General features: G+C 70.1%; 22 protein-coding genes. 15 read left to right on the forward strand and 7 right to left on the reverse strand.

Going from position 1 to position 20,662, the window contains the following annotated elements; translation table 11 throughout:
* Position 1 precedes the first annotated feature (1 nt).
* The 3 genes from DFJ67_RS15355 (at position 2) to DFJ67_RS15365 (ending at position 3,911) form a co-directional block, all read left to right on the forward strand.
* The gene (locus DFJ67_RS15355; protein ID WP_116068511.1) at positions 2–1,015 is read left to right on the forward strand and encodes an ABC transporter permease; all 1,014 of its coding nucleotides are present in this window, start codon (positions 2–4) and stop codon (positions 1,013–1,015) included.
* An 11-nt stretch (positions 1,016–1,026) separates the two neighbouring features.
* A complete protein-coding gene (locus DFJ67_RS15360; RefSeq protein WP_116068512.1) occupies positions 1,027–2,022 on the forward strand; it encodes an ABC transporter permease in 996 nt (331 codons plus the stop codon).
* A gap of 125 nt (positions 2,023–2,147) precedes the next feature.
* Positions 2,148–3,911, forward strand: coding sequence for an ABC transporter substrate-binding protein (locus DFJ67_RS15365; protein WP_116068513.1), 1,764 nt, complete (start codon positions 2,148–2,150; stop codon positions 3,909–3,911).
* A gap of 23 nt (positions 3,912–3,934) precedes the next feature.
* On the opposite strand, the gene DFJ67_RS15370 is transcribed toward DFJ67_RS15365, so the two are convergent.
* Both DFJ67_RS15370 and DFJ67_RS15375 read right to left on the reverse strand, forming a co-directional pair.
* Complete coding sequence (locus DFJ67_RS15370) at positions 3,935–4,747, reverse strand: Fpg/Nei family DNA glycosylase (RefSeq protein ID WP_116068514.1); 813 nt, start codon at positions 4,745–4,747, stop codon at positions 3,935–3,937.
* 3 nt (positions 4,748–4,750) lie between these two features.
* Positions 4,751–6,757, reverse strand: a complete 2,007-nt coding sequence (locus DFJ67_RS15375) for a S9 family peptidase (protein WP_116068515.1) — start codon at positions 6,755–6,757, stop codon at positions 4,751–4,753.
* 77 nt (positions 6,758–6,834) lie between these two features.
* Here DFJ67_RS15375 and mshB point away from each other — a divergent pair, with 77 nt between their 5' ends.
* The 4 genes from mshB to DFJ67_RS15395 all read left to right on the forward strand — a co-directional run bounded on the left by mshB (position 6,835) and on the right by DFJ67_RS15395 (position 10,696).
* Positions 6,835–7,728: an N-acetyl-1-D-myo-inositol-2-amino-2-deoxy-alpha-D-glucopyranoside deacetylase gene (gene mshB, locus DFJ67_RS15380; protein ID WP_239097363.1), complete on the forward strand. Its 894-nt coding sequence runs from the start codon at positions 6,835–6,837 to the stop codon at positions 7,726–7,728.
* 5 nt (positions 7,729–7,733) lie between these two features.
* The gene (locus tag DFJ67_RS15385) at positions 7,734–8,195 is read left to right on the forward strand and encodes a hypothetical protein (protein ID WP_147315511.1); all 462 of its coding nucleotides are present in this window, start codon (positions 7,734–7,736) and stop codon (positions 8,193–8,195) included.
* Between the two features lie 114 nt (positions 8,196–8,309).
* Entirely contained in the window at positions 8,310–10,184 is a 1,875-nt protein-coding gene (locus tag DFJ67_RS15390; protein ID WP_116068518.1) for a VanW family protein, read from the forward strand.
* Positions 10,185–10,231: 47 nt separating this feature from the next.
* Entirely contained in the window at positions 10,232–10,696 is a 465-nt protein-coding gene (locus DFJ67_RS15395; protein ID WP_116068519.1) for a hypothetical protein, read from the forward strand.
* Here DFJ67_RS15395 and DFJ67_RS15400 read toward each other — a convergent pair.
* A complete protein-coding gene (locus DFJ67_RS15400; RefSeq protein ID WP_116068520.1) occupies positions 10,665–11,639 on the reverse strand; it encodes a GNAT family N-acetyltransferase in 975 nt (324 codons plus the stop codon). The two genes, DFJ67_RS15395 and DFJ67_RS15400, sit on opposite strands and share 32 nt — an antisense overlap.
* A gap of 82 nt (positions 11,640–11,721) precedes the next feature.
* Between DFJ67_RS15400 and fdxA the strand changes: the two genes are divergently transcribed.
* The 4 genes from fdxA to DFJ67_RS15415 all read left to right on the forward strand — a co-directional run bounded on the left by fdxA (position 11,722) and on the right by DFJ67_RS15415 (position 15,191).
* Positions 11,722–12,048, forward strand: a complete 327-nt coding sequence (gene fdxA / locus DFJ67_RS15405; RefSeq protein WP_116068521.1) for a ferredoxin — start codon at positions 11,722–11,724, stop codon at positions 12,046–12,048.
* The gene (gene dapC, locus DFJ67_RS15410; RefSeq protein WP_275407676.1) at positions 11,943–13,151 is read left to right on the forward strand and encodes a succinyldiaminopimelate transaminase; all 1,209 of its coding nucleotides are present in this window, start codon (positions 11,943–11,945) and stop codon (positions 13,149–13,151) included. Before fdxA ends, dapC begins: the two co-directional genes overlap by 106 nt.
* A 1,132-nt stretch (positions 13,152–14,283) precedes the next feature.
* Positions 14,284–14,442 carry a hypothetical protein gene (locus DFJ67_RS42700; protein WP_170215856.1) on the forward strand — a complete coding sequence of 53 codons (159 nt, stop codon included), beginning with the start codon at positions 14,284–14,286 and terminating at the stop codon, positions 14,440–14,442.
* Between the two features lie 86 nt (positions 14,443–14,528).
* The gene (locus tag DFJ67_RS15415) at positions 14,529–15,191 is read left to right on the forward strand and encodes an SIMPL domain-containing protein (protein WP_116068522.1); all 663 of its coding nucleotides are present in this window, start codon (positions 14,529–14,531) and stop codon (positions 15,189–15,191) included.
* On the opposite strand, the gene DFJ67_RS15420 is transcribed toward DFJ67_RS15415, so the two are convergent.
* Both DFJ67_RS15420 and DFJ67_RS15425 read right to left on the reverse strand, forming a co-directional pair.
* On the reverse strand, positions 15,188–15,817 hold the full coding sequence (locus DFJ67_RS15420; protein WP_116068523.1) for a DNA-3-methyladenine glycosylase family protein: 630 nt from the start codon (positions 15,815–15,817) through the stop codon (positions 15,188–15,190). The genes DFJ67_RS15415 and DFJ67_RS15420 overlap by 4 nt on opposite strands.
* On the reverse strand, positions 15,814–16,134 hold the full coding sequence (locus DFJ67_RS15425) for a nitroreductase/quinone reductase family protein (RefSeq protein WP_116068524.1): 321 nt from the start codon (positions 16,132–16,134) through the stop codon (positions 15,814–15,816). The genes DFJ67_RS15420 and DFJ67_RS15425 overlap by 4 nt, the downstream gene beginning before the upstream one ends.
* A gap of 84 nt (positions 16,135–16,218) precedes the next feature.
* On the opposite strand from DFJ67_RS15425, the gene DFJ67_RS15430 reads away from it, so the two are divergent.
* Positions 16,219–16,848, forward strand: coding sequence for a nucleoside/nucleotide kinase family protein (locus DFJ67_RS15430; RefSeq protein ID WP_116068525.1), 630 nt, complete (start codon positions 16,219–16,221; stop codon positions 16,846–16,848).
* On the opposite strand, the gene dapD is transcribed toward DFJ67_RS15430, so the two are convergent.
* Positions 16,845–17,795, reverse strand: coding sequence for a 2,3,4,5-tetrahydropyridine-2,6-dicarboxylate N-succinyltransferase (gene dapD, locus DFJ67_RS15435; protein WP_116068526.1), 951 nt, complete (start codon positions 17,793–17,795; stop codon positions 16,845–16,847). The genes DFJ67_RS15430 and dapD overlap by 4 nt on opposite strands.
* Before the next feature lie 24 nt (positions 17,796–17,819).
* Between dapD and dapE the strand changes: the two genes are divergently transcribed.
* Positions 17,820–18,893, forward strand: a complete 1,074-nt coding sequence (gene dapE / locus DFJ67_RS15440) for a succinyl-diaminopimelate desuccinylase (RefSeq protein WP_116068527.1) — start codon at positions 17,820–17,822, stop codon at positions 18,891–18,893.
* On the opposite strand, the gene DFJ67_RS42705 is transcribed toward dapE, so the two are convergent.
* A complete protein-coding gene (locus tag DFJ67_RS42705) occupies positions 18,890–19,060 on the reverse strand; it encodes a hypothetical protein (RefSeq protein ID WP_170215858.1) in 171 nt (56 codons plus the stop codon). The genes dapE and DFJ67_RS42705 overlap by 4 nt on opposite strands.
* A 233-nt stretch (positions 19,061–19,293) precedes the next feature.
* On the opposite strand from DFJ67_RS42705, the gene DFJ67_RS15445 reads away from it, so the two are divergent.
* On the forward strand, positions 19,294–20,109 hold the full coding sequence (locus tag DFJ67_RS15445) for an LOG family protein (RefSeq protein WP_116076238.1): 816 nt from the start codon (positions 19,294–19,296) through the stop codon (positions 20,107–20,109).
* Positions 20,110–20,112: 3 nt separating this feature from the next.
* A complete protein-coding gene (locus DFJ67_RS15450) occupies positions 20,113–20,649 on the forward strand; it encodes an LOG family protein (protein ID WP_116068528.1) in 537 nt (178 codons plus the stop codon).
* Positions 20,650–20,662: the final 13 nt, after the last annotated feature.

Below are 20,662 nucleotides of genomic sequence, written 5' to 3' on the forward strand. Positions count from 1 at the left end.
CATGACCGAAGGCGCCGCCGGACCGGTTGGTCTCAAGGTCGCTTCGCCCGAAGCGCCGGTCGGTGACCAGACCGGTGCGGGTAAGGAGTTCGTCGGCCGCTCGCCCGGGCAGCTCGCCTGGGTCCGCCTGCGCCGCGATCGCACCGCCTGGGCCAGCGGCATCACCCTGCTGGTCTTCGCGTTGATGGCGATCTGCGCCCCGCTGATCGAGAAGGTCTACGGCAAGGGCCCGCTCGAGCGCTTCACCGACAAGCTCGATCGCAGCGGCAACCCGCTCGGCTATCTGGGCGGCATCAGCGCCGAGCACTGGCTGGGCATCCAACCGCGACTCGGCCGCGACATCTTCATCCAGATCGTCTACGGCCTGCGCACGTCGCTGATCGTGGCGCTCACCGCCGCCGTGCTCACCATCGTGCTCGGCGTGGTGATCGGCATCGTCGCCGGCTATCTCGGCGGCAAGGTCGACGCGCTGCTGAGCTGGCTGACCGACCTAACGCTGGCCTTCCCGTTCTACATCTTCTGCTTCGCCTTCGTGCCGATCGCGGTCGCGCAGAGCTACGGGCCCACCGACCAGGAGGCGTCCTGGTTCCGGCCGTTGTTGCTGATCGTCGTGTTCGTCGTCTTCAACTGGACCTATAGCGCGCGGCTGGTCCGCGGGCAGGTGCTGACCCTGCGCGAGCGGGAGTTCGTCGAGGCGGCCCGCGCCTCCGGCGCCGGCCTCGGGCACGTGCTGTTCCGCCAGTTGCTGCCCAACCTCTGGGCGCCGATCCTGGTCACCTTCTCGCTCAACGTGCCGGCGCTGATCACCGCGGAAGCGGCCCTGTCGTTCCTCGGCATCGGCGTCCTCGAGCCGACGCCCGACCTCGGCCGGCTGATCTCCGACAGCGTCAACTACGCGCGTGACGACCCGGCCTTCACGCTGACCGGCGGCATCACGCTGTTCCTGCTGGTGCTCGCGTTCAACCTCTTCGGCGACTCGCTGCGCGACGCCCTCGACCCGAAGTCCGACCGGTAGGGGGCGCGACGATGCTGCGGTTCTTCATCAAGAAAGCGCTCCTCGCCGTCGTCACGCTGTTCACGGTCAGCGTGCTCACGTTCGGCCTGTTCTTCGCCGTGCCCAACAGCCCGGCCGAGCTCATGTGCGGCAACCGCAAGACCTGCACCGAGGCGCAGCAGGAGAGCATCGCCCGGCGGATGGGGCTCGACAAGCCGGTCGTGCAGCAATACGCCGACTTCATGTCCGGCATCGTCACCGGCCGCACGTTCGGCGAGGGCGACGCCGCGCGCGAGTGCCCGGCACCCTGCCTGGGCTACTCGTTCCGCAACGACGAGCCGGTCACCGACATCATCGGCCGCACGCTGCCGGTCACCCTGAGCATCGTGTTCGGCGCCGCGGTGGTCTGGCTGCTGATCGGCGTCTCGGTCGGCATGATCTCGGCGCTGCGCAAGGGCACCATCTTCGACCGGGGCGCGGTCGGCTTCTCGCTCACCGGCGCCTCGATGCCGATCCTGTTGTTCGGGCCATTGCTTTTGATCATCTTCGTGTACGAGACGGGACTACTCGCTTATCCGAGCTACGTGCCGATCACCGAGAATCCCGCGAAATGGGCGGCCGCGATGCTGCTGCCCTGGCTGGCCCTCGGTTTCATCAACTCCGCCAGCTACGCGCGGCTGTCCCGGGCGCAGATGTTGGAGACCTTGTCCGAAGACTTCGTGCGCACGGCACGGGCCAAGGGCATGACCAAGTTCCGGGTGTACGGGAAACACGCCCTGCGGGCGGCGATCACGCCGATCGTCACCATCGCGGGCCTCGACCTGGGCACCTACCTCGGCGGCACGGTGGTGACCGAGACCATCTTCGGCTTCACCGGGCTGGGCAAGGCCTCGCTCAACGCGGCGATCAACCTCGATATGCCGCTGGTCATGGCGACGGTGCTGCTCGCCGCGTTGTTCATCGTCGCGGCCAACGTCATCGTCGACGTCCTCTATTCGTTCATCGACCCAAGAGTTCGGCTCGCATAGACCCACGGGCGCGTGTCGGTGTGGGCCGTGCCGACACGCGCCCGTGATCCGAAAGAAATGTTCGGTGTAGAGGCTCAAGCTGGAGGATTTCTGCAATCCTCCACGGGATAGGGAGGGAGTGACCGATGCGTTCATCACGGGCGTCGCGGCGGCTGACCGCGGCCACCGGGGTCGCGTTGCTGCTGACGGCGACGCTGGCCGCTTGTTCGAAGAACACCGGTGAGTCCGGTGACAAGGGCGACGAGGTCGTCGTGAAGACCGGTGCGATCTCGACGGACCCCAAGGAGTCACAGGGTCCGGCGCCGGAGGTTCCGGGCGCGACCAAGGGCGGCACGCTGAAGGTCATTCAGCAGACCGACTTCGAGCACATGGACCCGCAGCGCACCTACGTCGTCGGCGCGATGGCCGTGCAGCACATGCTGGTCCGCAACCTGACCCAGTTCCGCGAAGACGGCAAGGGCAAGCTGACGCTGGTCGGTGACCTCGCCGAAACCCCGGGCAAAGACGTCAACAACGACTGCAAGACCTGGGAATACACCCTGAAGAAGGGTGTCAAGTATGAGGACGGCACCGAGATCAAGGCCGCCGACGTGGCCTACGGCATCGCCCGGTCGTTCGAGGAGACCATCGACGGCGGCCCGACCTACGTGCAGGAGTGGCTCGCCGACAACCCGACCTACAACGCGGTCTACAAGGGCCCCTACACCTCCGGCAACACCACCGTGCCGGGCCTGACCGTCAACGGCGACTACGGGCTCAAGTTCGAGTTCAAGAACCCGCACTGCGACCTGCCGTTCGCGCTCAGCATGGGCACCTCGGCCCCGCTGCCGGCGGCCAAGGACACCAAGCTCGAATACGACCGGCATGTCTTCTCGTCGGGTCCGTACAAGATCAAGGAATATGTCAAGGACAGCAAGCTGGTGCTGGAGCGCAACCCGAACTGGGACGCCAACACCGACCCGATCCGGCACAACTATCTCGACGGCCTCGAGGTCGAGATGGGTCCGGACGACGCCGCGCAGACCGAGCGGGCCATCGCCGGCGGTGCTGACGCCAACGCGATCGCCTGGGACGGCGTGCCGCAGTCGCTGGTCAGCAAGGTGCAGGGCGACCCGTCGCTCAAGGAGCGGACGATCGACACGCCCAGCCTCTTCGTCTGGTACCTCGCGATCAACAACCAGAAGGTCACCGACATCAACGTCCGGCACGCGATCGGTTGCGCGCTCGACAAGCAGGGCATCCTGCTGACCCAGGGTGGCGACGCGGCCGGCCGGCTGACCAACAACCTCCAGGCCGACACCACGATCGGCTACACGGACATCCCCGACCCGACCGGGTGTGGCCCTTCCGGAAACCCGGAGAAGGCCAAGGAGCTGTTGGGCGGCAAGAAGATCAAGCTCGCGTTCATGTCCCGCGACACCGCGTTCGGTCAGCAGACCGCCCCGGTGCTGAAGGACAGCCTGGAGAAGGCCGGCTTCGAGGTCGTCGTCTCCTACGTCGCGCAGCCCAACCACAACCCGACCGCGCGCACCAAGGACAACCCGTACGACATCTACATCAGCAACTGGGGTGCGGACTGGCCGAGCGGCGCGTCGACGATCCCGGTGCTCTACGACGGTCGCAAGATCGGCCCGCAGGGCAACTCGAACGTGTCCTACTTCAACGCTGACGACGTCAACCAGGCCATCGACAAGGCCTCGGCGCTGCCGGCGGGCGAGGCGGGCGACGACTGGTCGGCGATCGAGAAGACCATCATCGACAAGTACTACCCGGTCGTCCCGATCTACCAGTCCAAGACCTTCGTGGTCATGGGCGACAAGGTCGGCGGTGTCTTCCACTCCGACTCGATCGGCACGATGGTCTACTACAACGCCTTCATCAAGCAGTAACAGCGCCTAGGAAAGAGGGGCCTCTACGGAGGCCCCTCTTTCTGTTCGAGCGGGCACCACCAGGTGGTCCGGCCGCCGTAGGTGCCCTGCACGGTGGGTGTCCCGTCACGCGGACAGCGCGCTTCCGGCGGGCGCAACGACAAACTGCCCAGTGTGTGTACGCCGCCGTCGCGCACGGTCGTGCGGATCGCGAAGCGGGTGGCCCGCAGCAGCGCTTCGACCATCTCCGGGGTCAGTTCGTCGACCGGCCGGCCGGGGTGCACCCGGGCCCGCCACAGGATGTCGTCGGCGAGCAGGTTGCCGATGCCGGCGATCGCGTGCTGGTCGAGCAGGCGGGCCTTGACCGGTGCCGTGCCACGCGCGAGCGCCGCGCGAAACTGGGCCGGCGTGATCGCCGTCGCGTCGGGGCCGAGCAACTCGATCGGCGGGTCGAGCCGGATCCGGCCCAGCCGGCGCGGGTCGATCAGCATCAGCCGGCCGCCGTCGGCGAACTCCAGCGCGAACCGCGCGAACCGGTAGTCGCCGGCGGCCCGCCCGCGCTCCCAGTAGTCGCCACCGTCCACTTCGGTGCCGTCCGGGTCGGCGATCACGATCTTGCCGGACATGCCCAGGTGGATGCCCAGGATCGGCCCGTCCTCCGAGGTCTCGCACCACATGCTCTTGCCCTGCCGGTGCGCCACGGTCAGCTCACGGTTGAGCAGCGCGGCCTTGATCTGCCCAGGCGGATGCGGCCGGCAGACCCACCGGTCGTGGTCGTCGACGTCGACGACCCGCCGGCCCAACGCGGCCCGGTCGATCACCGACCGGGCGTTCTCAACCTCGGGAAGCTCCGGCACGTCCTAGACGCTACGACGCAGGAAGTCGCGTTCGGCTGGGAGGCGGCGAGCCGGGTCGGCCTCCCGCAGCAACTCGTGCGGGCGATTGGTCTGAGTCAGGGCCGTCGACAGGCGGGCCACCTGGTCCGAGACCTCGGCGTCGGCCGGGTCCACCACGATCAGCATCGGGCGCACCGTCGAGCGGATCGGCACCGCCTCGGCCGCCAACTCCAGCAGCGAATGGTGGCTGTAGATGTCGGGGCCGTCGATCGGCTGCCCGAGGTAGCGCTCGGCGTAGGCGGTGCCGCACAGCGCCCAGTCGACGATCGGCTCCTCGACGATCGCGCTGCGGAACACCTCCGGCCGGCGCAGCACAGCGAGCGCGGCGAGCCAGCCGCCGAACCGCCGGCCCCGGATCGCGACCCGGGACAGGTCGAGGTCGGGGTGCTTGCCGCTGAGCGCGGCGAGGGCGTCGACCTGGTCGCTGAGCATCACGTCGGCCAGCCGGCGGTGCACGACCTTCTCGAACGACGGCGCGACGCCGGGGGTACCCCGGTTGTCGACCGTGACCACCGCGATGCCGCTGTCGGCCCACCACTGCCGCTCGATCCAGGCGCCGCGTTCGGCCCGCACCTCCTGGTGGCCGGGGCCGCCGTCGATGTCGAGCAGCACCGGCAGCCGGCGCCCGTCGACGTGCCCGGCCGGGTAGATCACCGCGGCCGGCAGCCGCCGGTCGGTGACCCGTTCGAGCGCCGGGCGCGGTGCCACCGGCGGCTCGGCCGCGAGCAGGCTCAGCTTCGCGACCTGCTCGTCGCCCTTCCAGACCGTCCAGCGGGTGCCGGTGTGTTCGAGCGAGCGGGCGCCGATGACCAGCACGTCGCCGCCGACCGCGCCGGTGTGCCAGCCGGGTGCGGTGGTCAGCCGGCGCGACTCGACACCACCGCCGCCGATCGCCGTGCGTACCCGGAAAAGATGTTGTTCGCTCGGTTCGCCGTCGCTGGCCTCGACCAGCAGGTCGGGTGAGCCACCCGGGCCGGGCATCCGGCCGACCACCCGGCGCAGGTAGAGCGACGGTGGGGTGAGCAGGGTGCCGTCGGCGAACAGGCAGCGCGCGTCGTAGCCGTCGTGCGCCAACTCGCCACCGACCAGCACCCGGCCGTCGGGCAGGTGGCAGGGCGTGCCGGCGACCGGCTCGACCCAACGCGGGTCGGCGAGTTCGGCGTGCACCTGGGTCTCGCCGGTGCGCGGGTCGACAGCCAGCACCAGGCCGTGCTGCTGCATCCGGCGCAGCACGGTGATCAACGGGCCGCCCTCGACCCAGTCGACCGCGACCAGGTAGGGATAGGTCTCCCGGTCCCAGTGCACGTCGACCCAGCCGCCGTCGAGGTCGAGCAGGTGCAGGCTGACCTCGGCGTTGACGCCCCCCGCCAAGGGCCGGGCCAGGGTGACCGGCGGCTCGCCGACCTCGAACCGGGTCACCCGCGCGTCGTCGACTCGGGTCGCCAGCAGCGACTGCCCGTCGGGCGCCCACCAGTAGCCGCGGTGGCGCTCGAAGTCGTGTTCGGCCACCGGCTCGGCGATTCCCCAGCTCACGTGCGGGCCCTCGCCGGCGAGCAGCACGTCGGCGCCGTCGGGTTCGATCACCCGCAGCTCGCCGGTCGGGCTCAGGTAGGCGATCCGGGTGCCGGTCGGGTCCGGTCTCGCGTCGCGGACCGGCCCGGCCGCGGAGATCTCGGTGACCGCACCCGACGCCAGGTCGACGCGGCGCAGCCGGCCGTCGTGGACCAGGGCCACGACCCGGGCGAGCGGATCCATGGCGTACGCCTCGATCGGGCCGTCGGCGACCTGCCGTTCGACCGCTTCCTGGGCCGCGCCACGGGGCAGGTCGAGGGTCCACAGCGCATCCGTGGGATCTTCCGGGCCGGCGGACCGCAGGAACAGCACCCGTGAGCCGTCGGCGGCCACGGTGACCTGGTGGGGCGCGCCGCGGGTGAACCCGTCGGTCCGTGCGGCCAGCTCGGGAAACTCCACATCCGGATCGTATGGGGTACAAGAGGCTGGTGAGAGTCGTTCCGGGAGGCCGCCGAAGACACGCGTACAGTGGCCCGGTGGCTCGACGACTACTGCTGGTGCACGCACATCCGGACGACGAGTCGATCAGCACCGGCGCGACGATGGCGCACTACGCGGCGCAGGGCGCCCAGGTCACCCTGGTGACCTGCACGCTGGGCGAAGAGGGCGAGATCTACGTGCCCGAGCTCGCGTTGCTGGCCGCCGCGGAGGGCGACCAGCTCGGCGGCTACCGGATCGCCGAGCTGCGCGCCGCTTGCGCCGCGCTCGGTGTCTCCGACGTGCGGTTCCTCGGTGGCGCGGGCCGTTACCGCGACTCCGGGATGATGGGCCTGCCGACCAACCAGCACCCCCGCGCGTTCTGGGGCGCCGACGTCGACGAGGCCGCGGCCCCGCTGGTCGAGGTGATGCGGGAGACCCGGCCGCAGGTCATGGTCACCTACGACGCCAACGGCTTCTACGGGCATCCCGACCACATCCAGGCGCACCGGGTCGCGATGCGCGCGGCCGAGTTGGCCAGCGCCGAGGGCGTCGGGCCCGAGAAGATCTACTGGAGCGCGATGCCCAAGAGCGTGCTCGAGGCCGGGCTGCACGCGTTCGCCGACACCGTCGGCAACCCGTTCGAGGGCGTCGAGAGCGTCGACGACTTCCCGTTCGGCACGCCCGACGCCGAGATCGCCGCTCGGATCGACGCGACCGACCTGCACGAGGCCAAGGTCGTCGCGCTCAAGGCGCACGCCACCCAGATCCCCGAGTCGTCCTGGCTCTACGCCCTGGCCGGCGACTTCGGCAACGAGTTCATGGGCGTCGAATACTTCACGCTCGCGGCCGGCAAGCGGGGCCCGGGCGACGGGCCCAACGGGTGGGAGAGCGACCTGTTCGCCGGCATCACCACGGCCGACCCGGCGCCGGCGGAGGCCGGCTCCCGGTGAGCAGCGTGTCCACTCCAGCCGAGCACCGCCCGTCGGAGCCGCCCGAGCCGCAGGCGCCGGAGCCGCGGCCCAGCCGCGACCGGGGCGTCGTGGCCGGCCTGCTGACCACTGCCGGCGTGCTGCTGGCGGTGCTGATGTCGGCGCTCTCGGGGCTGCTCGAACTGCTGCTGATCAGCGTGCGGGTCGGCGGCTACCTGATCGGCGTCTCGGCGGTGCTGGCGCTGGTCGCCAACCTCTTCATCGGCCGGTTCGCCCACCGCGCGACCCGGCGCCGCTGGCCGGTGATCATCGCCGCCGTGGTCTGGCTGTTGATCGTGCTGCTCGCGGCCGGCAGAACTACAGAGGGTGACTATCTGATCACCTCGAATAACTGGGTCGGCTGGGCCATGATCGGCCTCGGCTCGCTTTCCTGGACCATCGTCGGCATCCGCCTGGTGTCTACTCCACCTGCGAAAACGCTCTACTAGACGATCGGTCGCGGCGCCACCTCGGAACGTGAGGGTCGCCACGAAGCCTTTTCGGGTTCCGAGACCAAGCCGTTACACTCGGTGCGGTCACACAAACCCGACTTAAGGTGATTAATGCGGACCGCCCTCTGGAGCACGAAGAAGCGTCGTCGATACTCCGTCGGCGGCGCGATCCTCGCCCTGCTGCTGATCGCCATCGGCGCCTTGGCCGGGTTCACGACCAACGGTGGCAAGGGTGACTTCGCCCGGGGCACCTCGGTGCTCGGCATCGACATCAGCGGCCTGGACCGCTCGGACGCCACGGCGCGCCTGCACGCCGGGCTCGACGGCAAGCCCGAGCTGGACAAGCCGATCACCGTGCACATCACCGGTGACTCCGCCAAGGCGGCCGACGCACAGGTCGTTCCCGACCAGGTCGGCCTCGGTGTCGACGTGGACGCGACCGTGACCGCGGCACACGCCAACGGTGGCCACGCCGTCGCGCCGGCGGTCACCCTCGACACGAGCAAGCTCGACGCGGCCCTCCGCCCCACGGTCGACAAGATCACCGCTGACGCCGCCACCCCCGGCTCGGTGACCTTCGACGGCGTCACCCCCAAGGTCACCTACCCTTCGCCGGGTAAGGGCGTCGACATCCAGAAGACCGGCGACGCGGTGAAGACCGGCTGGCTCGACGCCGTCTCCGCGGCCGGTGTCGCGACCGGTGGCACCGTGCCGAGCCCCGGCCAGCCCGGCGCACCGAGCGTGTCGGTGCCGCTGATCGAGATCGACAACGCCAAGGGCCGCGCCCAGGTCGACCAGTTGATGGACTCGCTGGTCAAGCCGGCCGTGTCGGCTCCGGTGACGGTGCACTCGGCCAAGGGCGACGTCACCATCACGCCCGACATGATCGCCAAGAGCCTGAAGATCACCGGTACCGCCGACGGCACTGTCACCCCGACCGTCGACGCTGCCGCGCTGCGTACCGCGATGGGTCCGGCGATTTCCAAGATCGAGTCGTCGCCGCCCTCCGCGGTCAAGGGCACCGGCGCCAGCCAGCAGGTGCTGGTCAGCACCGCAGGCGGCGCCTACGTCGACGGCAACAAGCTGGCCACCGACGTGCTCGGCGTGCTGCCCCACGCCACGCCGCGCACCGTCAACGCCGTGCTCAACCCGGCGCCGGCCCAGGTCACCGACCCCAACCTGGCAAAGCTCGGCGTCAAGGAGAAGGTCTCGTCCTTTACCACCAAGTTCCCCGGCGGCCTGACCCTGCCTCGCGTGCACAACATCGTGACCGTGGCCAACAAGGTCGACGGCGCGGTCGTCAAGCCCGGCGCGACGTTCTCGCTCAACGGCTACACCGGCTGGCGCGGCTACGAGCAGGGCTACGTCGACGCTCCGGTGATCGAGAACAACAAGCTCGTCCCGGCCGTGGGCGGCGGCATCTCGCAGTTCACCACCACGATGTTCAACGCCAGCTACTACGCCGGCCTGAAGGACGTCGAGCACAAGCCGCACTCGTTCTACATCCCGAACTACCCGTCGGTGATCGAGTCGACCATCTTCTGGCCGACCCTGGACCTCAAGTTCCAGAACAACACGCCGTACGGGATGTTGATCGACACGTCGTACACCAATGACTCGATCACGGTCTCGATGTGGAGCACGAAGGTCTACGACAGCGTCAAGACCGAGTGGGGACCGAAGACCAACGTCACCAAGCCGGCGGACAAGACCCTGCCGGCCGGCCCGGAGTGCATCGCGACCGCCGGAAGCGACGGCTTCAAGCAGGACGCCTACCGCGTTATCCGCAAGGACGGCAAAGAGGTGCAGCGCGAGAAGTTCAGCTGGAGTTACGATGCGGAACCGCACTACACCTGCGCCAAGCCCGACCCCGTGACGACGACGGCGACCGACCAGGCCGACGGTCAGCAGCCGGCGACCGACCAGCCGGTCGACCCGGAGACGCCACCGGCCGTGCCGCCGGCGACCTCTGGATGGGGCCGCTGACCTGAGCGTCGGCTGACGCGGGTGGAAGCTCGGCGTTGGAGGCGTGGATGAGAAACCGCTGGCTGCGAATCGGGGCACTGGCTGGTGCCCTGTTCGCGATCAACCTGGTCGCCCGTGCGATCGCCAACTGGATCTACGGCGACGACACCGGAATGCAGGACCGCATCTCGCTGGTGTTCTTCGGGGTCGTCGCGCTGGTGCTCGCGGTCGTCGCCTTCCGCTGGGGGCGCGACCGCGTGCTCGGCGTCTGGCTGGCCGACATGCTGGGCGCCGTCGTGATCGCCGGTCTCGTCACGGTGGTGCTCGGGCCGGCGGTCTTCGGCGCCAACCCGGTCGGCGGCGGCGCGGGCGAGTTCTTCGCGCAGATCTGGCTCTACGCCGGGTTCAGCGCCGGCGGCGTCCTGCTCGGCTACCTGCTGGCCGTGGTGCTCGGCAAGGACTACCGGTCGCGCCAGCTCGCCGCGTTCGCCAAGGCCAAGCTCAGCAAGCCGCGTCGGGTCGTGCGCCGCTGACCGGCTGCTCCCGGGTCAGATAGCTGTGGTGGGTGGTGAAGCCCATCGTCCCGTAGAGCGCGACCGCGGCCGCGTTGCGCTCTTCGACCTGTAGGAACGCGTCACTGGCACCGAGTTCGGCGGCCCAGCCGGCGAGGGCCGCGGTGACCTTGCGGGCCAGGCCGCGTCGGCGGTGCTCCGGCACGACCTCGATCAGCCCGAGGTGCAGCCACCGGCGGTCGTCGCCGACCACCGCGCCCCGACCGATCGCGATCAGCGCGTCACCGGCGTACACGCTGGCGAATCTGACCTCGGGTGGCCCGGCGAGCACGTGGCGAGCGGCGGCCGGGAGGGTCTTCTTCCGCGCCTGGGCGATTTCCAACCAATCGTCACCGGGCGCTTTGGCCAGCGACACGCCCGGCTCGTCGCCGGTGATGAGCGGCACCAGGGGAGCGGTTTGCAGCAGCGTGAGCGGCCGCGCGGTCCAGCCACGTTCGTCGAGGGCGGCACCGACCGGCGCCGCGAGCGGCAGCGGCGTGTTGACAAGGGCCGGCTGCCCACGCTCGGCATACCAGGCCTCGATCGCGTCGATCGCCGCTTCCAGGGGCCGGTCCGGGTCGCCGATCGGGAGCGCCGAATTGGCCCGCCCGGTCCACCCGTCGGCGCTGCGCAACAGCCAATCGCCCAGCTTGGCGCGGGTGGGCGCCGGCCAGGCGGCGTCGGCGGCGAGCTCCAGGGCAACCACGTCGGCGGCCGTCGGGCGCCGCTGCGGCGGCACCCGCTTGGCCCGATGAACCTCCGACAGGGGTACGACGATCGTGCCGTTTTTGGTGGCTACGGTGAGATTCGTCTCGTCTACCGACACGAGCTCACCCAGCGCGTCTGAATAAAGCGGCCGACCGTTGCGAACACCGACAATCCGCCGGATCACCACGCGGTGTCCCACATCCTGCCGTCGGAGCACGATCGACCCCCCTCCACGCGAGATACTAGGCTCTTGAACGTCGCGGGTGATCGCGGCGTGGCTTGCGGAGGAGAGAGAACCCGTGACCTACATCATCGCGGAGCCCTGCGTCGATGTGCTCGACAAGGCGTGCATCGAAGAGTGCCCCGTGGACTGCATCTACGAGGGCAACCGGATGCTCTACATCCACCCCGATGAGTGCGTCGACTGCGGGGCCTGTGAGCCGGTCTGTCCGGTGGAGGCGATCTTCTACGAAGACGACGTGCCGGAGCAGTGGAAGGACTACACCACTGCCAACTACGAATACTTCGAAGATCTCGGCTCCCCCGGCGGTGCGTCCAAGGTCGGCAAGATCGACAAGGACCACGCCGTCGTGCTCGCACACGCCCCGCGCGAAGGCGAACACTGACCGGCGTGCGCGTCTCGGCCACCCTGCCGGACTTCCCGTGGGACCTGCTGGAGCCCGCGAAAGCGGTCGCCGCGGGGCACCCCGACGGCATCGTCGACCTGTCGGTCGGCACGCCCGTCGACCCGGTGCCCGCGGCGGTCCAATCAGCGCTGCGGGGCGCGGCTGACACGCCCGGCTACCCGCTGACGGCGGGCACGGTCGAGCTGCGTTCGGCGATCCGTCGCTGGGTCGCGCGCGCGTGCGGTGCGACGTTCGCGGAGATCGGCGTGCTGCCCACGATCGGCTCGAAGGAGCTGGTCGCGGGCCTGCCTGCGCTGCTCGGCCTGGGTTCGAGTGATGTCGTGGTGATCCCGCCGGTCTGCTACCCGACCTACGAGGTCGGCGCGCGGCTGGCGGGGGCCCGCGTGATGCGGGCCGACTCGCTGCTGTCCCTGGGCCCGGCCACCGACGTCAAGCTCATCTGGGTCAACTCGCCCGCCAACCCGACGGGCCGCGTGCTGCCCCCGGCCCACCTACGCAAGGTGGTCGACTGGGCCCGCGAACGCGGCGCGGTGGTGGCCAGCGACGAGTGCTACCTGACGCTGGGCTGGGAGGTCGAGCCGACGTCGATCCTGTCGCCGTCGGTCAACGGCGGGTCGCTCGACGGCCTGCTCGCGGTCCATTCGCTGTCGAAGCGCTCCAACCTGGCCGGATATCGGGCCGGGTTCGTGGCCGGTGACCCCGCTCTGGTGGGCGAGCTGCTCGCGGTGCGTAAGCACGCGGGGATGATCGTGCCGGAGCCGATCCAGGCCGCGATGGTGGCGGCCTTGGACGACGAGGCTTCGGCCACTGAGCAGCGCACGCGTTATGCCGCTCGTCGTGGGGTGTTGCGGGATGCGCTGGAGAAGGCCGGGTTTGCGGTCTCGCACTCGGAGGCAGGCCTCTACCTGTGGGCGTTTCGTGATGAGGACTGCTGGTCCACGGTGGAGTATCTGGCTGGGCTCGGGATCCTTGTCGCTCCTGGTTCGTTCTATGGGCCTACCGGGGAGCAGCATGTGCGGGTCGCCCTGACCGCTACCGACGAACGCATCGCTGCCGCTGCTGAGCGTTTGGCTGGCGCATAGGTTTTGGGGCTTTTTCGGGGCTTTGCCCCTTGCCCCCACCGGGGCGCTGCCCCGGACCCCGGCCGCTCTAAAGAGATGCCAGCCCGTGGGGGCGGATCTCCTCGTCGGGCTTCGCTTAGGGCACCAGGATCTCCGGATGGGGACAAGGTCGTTCGTCCAGTAGGGCGCTCCACCTTGTCCCCATCCGGAGATCCTGGTTTGTGGGCTGCGCCCGACGAGGAGATCCGCCCGGGGGGTGCGGGTGCGGCTTTCGTGATCAATGGCCAGCAGCGACCGGCACGCCGGCCGGCGTTGTCCGCGATCTGGGGTGGCAGATCTGTCGAAATGTTGATCAACTCGACAGATTTGCCACCCCAGCTGGGCTACTAGGCGCCATTCCTAGCGCCGAAGCGCGGAGCGCCGTCAACAGCGAGTCGGTCAGCTCGAGTGGGCAGAGCGCGGCCGCGGTCGGACGCCGAAGGCGTTGTATAGCGGCGGTCGGCTCCCTGCGGCCGGCGCAATACCGCGACCGGCTTCGGAGGCGATGCCGGCGACCCGACAGATTGCGCTGGCGTCGCTGTCCCGGGGCTGTCCGGGGCGGCAGACCTGTCGAACGGTAGATCAACTTTACAGATTTGCCGTCCCGGATCGGCATTGCAGGCGATGGGTCTTGATGCCGGGCCGACTCGGAGCGATCTGGGGCGGGGGATGTGGGGAAACGTAGATCAACTTCCCACGTCTGCTGCCCCAGATCGGTCGGCTGCAACCTCCGCCGGACGGTGCCGCAATTCGGCAGCCGGCGGGAGCCACCTCGCGGTCGGCGGTCGGCCGGTTGCCGCCGCCGGGTGTCGGGTTGACCCGCTGTTCGGCGCCGAGGCCCGGTTGGCTGCGTGCAGGGCCCAGTTGGCCGCGGCCAGGTGCCGGGGCTCGGTGGCCGCGGCCAGGTGCCGGGCCCCGCGGTGGCCGCGGCCAGGTGCCGGGGTGGCCCGGGTTGGCCATGGCCGAGTGCCGGGGTGGCCCGGGTTGGCCATGGCCAAGTGCCGGGGTGGCCCGGTTGGCCTGCCGCCAGGTGCCGGGTTGGCTCCGCTTGGCCTGCCACGAGGTGCCGAGGTGTCCCGGTTGGCCGGCCGATAGGTGCCGAGGTGGTTGGTTGGTGCGCCGCCCTGTGAAGGGAAGCCCGGTCGACTTCGCCGCCAGCGGCGCGGATGCGGTCGCCACCACCGGCCCGCTGCTCGGTGCCGGGTCGCGCCGGGAAACAGCGCCCGGCCCGGTTTGCCCGCGGGATGGGTCGGGCCAGCGGGTCATCGGTTGATCATGGCTGCGGTGCCGGATTGGAGCGGGGTCCATGCCGGACGGTGTGGCGGATGGCCCAGCCCTGGCGGGGCCTATCGTGGGTGGATGGCTGATCCGGTTGTTGCGGTACGGGGTGAAGCGGTGCGTGAAGTGCCGCCGGAGATCGCGCGGTTTGCCGTTACCGTCGTGGCTCGCGACAAGGATCGGCAGGCGACCCTGCGCAGGCTGGCTGAGCGGGCCGATCACACGCGGGCGCTGATCGACGGCTACGGCGCGGCCATCGAGCGCAGGGAGGCCGGCAACCTTCGGGTCTTCCCGGAGCGCAAGCGCGCCGGCGAGAAGGTCAGTGCCTACCACGGCACCGTGACCACCACCGTCACCGTGGCCGACTTCGAGGTGCTCGGTGAGCTGATGTTGCGGCTTGCCAATCAGGAGCAGACCGAGATCGTCGGGCCCTGGTGGGAGTTGCGGCCCGACAGCCCCGCCCGGCGGGAGGTGCGGCGCGCGGCCATCGATGACGCGATCGCGGTGGCGCGCGACTACGCGACGGCGCTCGGGGCCCGGATCACCGCCCTCGTCGAGGTCGCCGACGCCGGGATGCGGGCGCCGGGGATGCAGCCGATGTTCGCCCGGGCCGGAATCGAGCGCGACAGCGCGGCCAGCGGCGTGCCGGCCATCGACCTCGACCCGCAGGTGCAGTCAGTGTTTGCCACGATCGAGGCCCGGTTCACCATCAGCGAGCCGACCGCGTTGCAAAACAACAACTAGCGCAGGTCGACGTCGGTGCCCATCGTCGCCGCGGCCCAGCAATAGCGGGTCAGCACCGTGCGATACGGGCGGAACCGCTCGCCCTCCGGCTCCAGTTGCTTCGGCGTCAGGAGCTGCGACCGGGGCCAGATCTGCGCGAATCCCTGGCGTACGCCGAGGTCGTCGACCGGCCACACGTCGAGCCGGTGTAGTTCGAAGATCAGGAACATCTCGGCCGTCCAGGGGCCGATGCCGCGTACCGAGACGAGGCGGTCGATGATCTCGTCGTCGGGCATTCGAGCGCCGGCCTGAAGGACCACGGTGCCGTCGATGACCTTCTCCGACAGGTCGCGCAGCGCCGCCACCTTGGCGTGCGACAGCCCGGCCCCGAGCAGTTGATCATCCGTTAGCGCCATCAGGGCCGAGGGCGTGAACGGGCCGTCGACCAGAGCTCGCAGGCGGGTGTGGATCGCGATCGCCGAGCGGCCGGAGAGTTGCTGGAACGTGATCGCCCGGGCCAGGGCCGCGAACGGGCCGTCGGGGTCGCGCTCGCGGTGGTGGATCGGCCCGGCCTGCTGCACCACCTTGGCCAGGGCCGGGTCGATCGCCGCCACCCGACTGGTCGCCTCCGCGAGGCCGACCGTCAAGAGTCCCGCACCTCCACCGCGACATCGACGCCCGGGTAGTACCGCTGCACGTCGGATGCGCCGTATTTGCTGCTGAACTCGTTCATCACCTGGTCGACCTTGCTCCGGTCGGTGATCAGTTTGGCCTTCGCCGAGTTGGACCCGAGCTTGATCGTCGGGTTCTTCCGCAGGTTCCGGTACCACTGGCTGCCCGCGCCGCCGACCGGCAACAGATAGGTCGACTTGCCTTCCCGGATGAACCACACCGGGTTCGAGTGGCTCTCGCCCGTACGCCGGCCAATGGTGGTGATTTCGATCTCTGTCGCTTCGCGTGCCATCGCCGCACCCCCTACGGACCACGGTAGGCGGGCCGGGCGGCCTGCGCCCGGGTTCCGGGTGCAGGCCGTGCGATAGTTCCTCGCGTGACGGCGTACCCCTTCGATGTGCTTGTGGCCCGTGCGGCGGCGTTGGCTGATCTTGGCCCGCGGCGGCTGCTGGGCATCGTCGGTGCCCCTGGTGCGGGCAAGTCGACCTTGGCCGCGCGGCTCGTCGAGGCGGTCGGGCCGACGGCGGCGCTGGTGCCGATGGACGGCTATCACCTGGCGCAGGCCGAGCTGGACCGGCTCGGTCGACACGAGCGCAAGGGCGCCATCGACACGTTCGACGGCCCTGGCTATGTGTCGATGCTCGGGCGGCTGGCCGCCGGCGGGCCGGAGACGATCTACGCGCCGGCCTTCCACCGGGAGATCGAGGAGCCGGTCGCCGGGTCGATCGCGGTGCCGCCGGAGGTGCGGCTCGTCGTCACCGAGGGCAACTATCTGCTCGTGCCCGAGGAGCCGTGGTCGGGGGTGCGGCTGGTGCTCGACGAGGTCTGGTATCTCGACCTCGACGAAGAATTGCGGCTGCGCCGCCTGGTGGCAAGGCATATGGCGTACGGGCGCAGCCAGGCGGAAGCGAAGGCCCGCTCCTACGGCAGCGACCAGGTCAACGCCGAGCTGATCGCGACCACCCGCAACCGCGCCGACCTGATCGTCCGGGTGATCCAGGACTAATCGTTGGCGTGCAGAGCCGCGTTGAGCTCGATGCCCTTGCCCGTGCGCGGGCGGGCCTCCAGGGCACCGGTCACCGAGTTGCGCCAGAACAGCAGGTTGTCGAGGCCGGCCAGCTCGCGCGCCTTGACCACCCGGCCGTCGGGCAGGGTGATCTTCGAGGCCGCGGTCACGTAGCAGCCCGCCTCGACCACGCAGTCGTCGCCGAGCGAGATGCCGATGCCGGCGTTGGCGCCCAGCAGGCAGCGCTCGCCGATCCGGAGCTTGTCCTTGCCGCCGCCGGAGAGGGTGCCCAGGATCGAGGCGCCGCCGCCGATGTCGGAGCCGTCGCCGACCACGACACCCGCGACGATCCGGCCCTCGACCATCGAGGTGCCCAGCGTGCCGGCGTTGAAGTTGACGAAGCCCTCGTGCATCACGGTCGTGCCGGCGGCGAGGTGGGCGCCGAGCCGGACCCGGTCGGCGTCGGCGATCCGGACACCGGCGGGCACCACGTAGTCGATCATCCGGGGGAACTTGTCGACGCCGTACACCGTGAGCTGTCGCCCGGCCACGCGCTCGCGGACCCGCAGCTCGTCGACCCGGTCCGGCGGGCACGGCCCGGCCGAGGTCCAGGCGACGTTGGCCAGCATGCCGAAGATCCCGTCGAGGTTGAGCTCGTTGGGCCGGACGATGCGGTGGGAGAGCAGGTGCAGCCGCAGGTAGGCGTCGGCGGCGTCCTTGATCGGGTCGGCCAGCGAGCCGAGCTCGACGACCACGATCTCGCTGCGCAGGCCCGGCAGGGCGCGCTCGCCGACCGCGCCGGCCGCGGGGCCGAGCAGGGTCGCCGGGTCGCCGGCGGGGCGGGCGCCGAGCCCGAGGTTGCCGGCCGGGAACCAGGCGTCGAGCACCTGACCCTCGGCGGTGCTGGTCGACAGGCCGATTCCCCAGGCAGGCTGCTCGCTCGTCACGCTTATGACGGTAGCGTGCGAGTCATGACCAACCCGCTTACCCCCGCCGTGTTGTCGGACCCGGTCGAGCTGACCCGGGTGCTCGTCGACATCGAGTCCGTGTCGCTGCACGAGAAAGACATCACGGACTGTGTCGAGCAGGTGTTGCGGGCGGCTCCGCACCTGCGGGTCGAGCGGTTGGGCAACACCGTGATGGCCCGCACCGACCTCGGCCGGTCACAGCGGGTGGTGCTGGCGGGTCACCTCGACACGGTGCCGATCGCCGACAACCTGCCGGCCCGGATCGACGGCGACATCATGTCGGGCTGCGGCACCTCCGACATGAAGTCCGGGGTGGCGCTCGCGCTCCAGCTCGCGGTCGAGCTGCCGGAGCCGCGCTACGACGTGACCTACTTCTTCTACGAGGCCGAGGAGATCGACTCCGCGTACAACGGATTGAATCTGGTTTCCAAGAGCCACCCGGAGTGGCTCGCGGCCGACTTCGCGGTGCTGCTCGAGCCGACCCATGGGGTGGTCGAGGCGGGTTGCCAGGGCACGATGCGGGTGCTCGTCGGCACCACCGGCAAGCGGGCCCACTCGGCGCGGTCGTGGCGCGGCGTCAACGCGATCCACGCGGCGGCGGGGGTGCTCGACCGGCTGTCCGACTACGCGGCCCGGCAGGTGACCATCGATAACTGTGACTATCGCGAGGGGCTCAACGCGGTGCGGATCAACGGCGGCGTCGCCGGCAATGTGATCCCGGACCGGTGCGAGATCGAGATCAACTACCGGTTCGCGCCCGACCGGTCCGTGGAAGAGGCCGAGGCACACCTTCGAGAGCTTTTCCAGGGGTACGAGGTGACGCTCGTCGACGCGGCCCCCGGTGCGCTGCCGGGCCTCGGTGCGGCGCCGGCTCAGGAGTTTCTCGCGGCGGTCGGCACCGACCCGATCGGCAAGCTGGGCTGGACCGACGTGTCGCGCTTCGCGGCGATGGGCATCCCGGCGCTCAACTTCGGCCCGGGCGACCCCAACGTGGCGCACGCGGTCGACGAGCACGTGGAGATCCCACTGATCCGGCAGGGCGCGCTCACCCTGCACCGCTGGCTGGCTGTCGGTTAGTTGCGGTCGCCGCAGCTCACCGTGTCGTCGATCGGGTGTAGCTCGATGGTCGGCTCGTCGTCTTCGTCGGTGATCGGCGCGATGCGGTCGAGCCGGCGTTCGGCCACCACCGCCCGGATGCGGCGGTGCATTTCGCGGCGCTGGCGGATCTGGTCGAAGCGGGTCATGGTGGCTTGCCTCCCCCCAAGGTGCCCGGCGGCGGTGCCGGGCGGCCCTGCATACCCGGTATTCGAAAGATAAGACGCCCAGCAAGCGAATTCGGTTGCGGGTACATCCGTGTGAATTTCTTGTTACCGGGCAACTCTGGCCGGATGGCCGAATCCGATCTCGCGACTTCCGAACCCGTTCGCGGGCGGGCCGCAACCTGGTGCCCGCGCCCGGCTTGGCTACCGTGGTGACCATGACCCACGGAAACGGCCGCGAGCGCCATCGACGAGGCGGGCCGGAGCGCCACCGCGGCGCCGTCACGCTGCGCCGTGACGCGATCCCCTTCGCTACTGCCGACCAGCGGCTGCTGGACTCGCGTACCCGGGCGGACTGGAAGACCAAGGACGCCTGGCGCGCGCTGCGCATCCTGTCGGAGTTCGTCGAAGGCTTCGACACGCTCGCCGACCTGCCCCCGGCGGTCAGCGTGTTCGGCTCGGCCCGCAGCAGGCCGCAGAGCCCCGAGTGTGTCCTGGCCGAGCAGGTCGGCGCCGCACTCGCGCGGGCCGGCTACGCCGTGATCACCGGCGGTGGCCCCGGCGTGATGGAGGCGGCCAACCGCGGCGCCACCGAGGCCGGCGGCCTCTCCGTCGGGCTCGGCATCGAGCTGCCGTTCGAGCAGGGCATCAACGACTGGGTCGACATGGGCATCGACTTCCGCTACTTCTTCGCCCGCAAGACCATGTTCGTGAAGTACGCGCAGGCGTTCGTCGTGCTGCCCGGCGGCTTCGGCACGATGGACGAGCTCTTCGAGGCGCTGACCCTGGTGCAGACCGGCAAGGTGACCCGGTTCCCGGTGGTGCTGATGGGCGAGGCCTACTGGCGTGGGCTGCTCGACTGGATGCGCACCACGCTGCTCGCCGACGGCAAGATCGGTGAGGCCGACCTCGACCTGGTCCTCGTCACCGACGATGTCGACGCGGCGGTGCATTACATCGTCGACGCCGACGCGGCGCTCGCCGCCGAGCAGGAGGCGCTGCTCGACGCCGCGACCTCCGGCGGCGACGACTGAGCCATGGCCGCCATCTGCGTGTTCTGCGCGTCGTCGCAGACCCTCGACCAGCGCTTCCTCGACCTGGCCACGTCGGTGGGCGACGCGCTGGCCCGGGCCGGGCACGTCCTGGTCTCCGGCGGCGGCCGGGCCGGCATGATGGGCGCGGTCGCGGCGGGTGCCCGGGCCGCGGGCGGCCACACCATCGGCGTGATCCCGCAGTCGCTGGTCGATCGGGAGATCGCTGACACCGCCTCCGACGAGCTCGTGGTCACCGACGGCATGGGCAGCCGGAAGAACCTCATGATCGAAAAGTCCGACGCGTTCCTCACCCTGCCCGGCGGCATCGGCACCCTCGACGAGCTGTTCGAGGTCTGGACCACGGCGACGCTGCGCGCGCACTCCAAGCCGGTGGTGGTGCTCGACGTCGACGGCTTCTACGCGGGCCTGCTGGCCTGGCTGGCGACCCTGGCACCGGGCGGCTTCGTCCGCCGCGAGGCCTTCGACGCGCTGACGGTCGTCGACTCCGTGGACGCCGCTCTCCTGGCGCTGCCCCGGTAGCTTCGCCCGTTCG

The organism is Asanoa ferruginea, from assembly GCF_003387075.1.
Lineage (GTDB): Bacteria > Actinomycetota > Actinomycetes > Mycobacteriales > Micromonosporaceae > Asanoa > Asanoa ferruginea.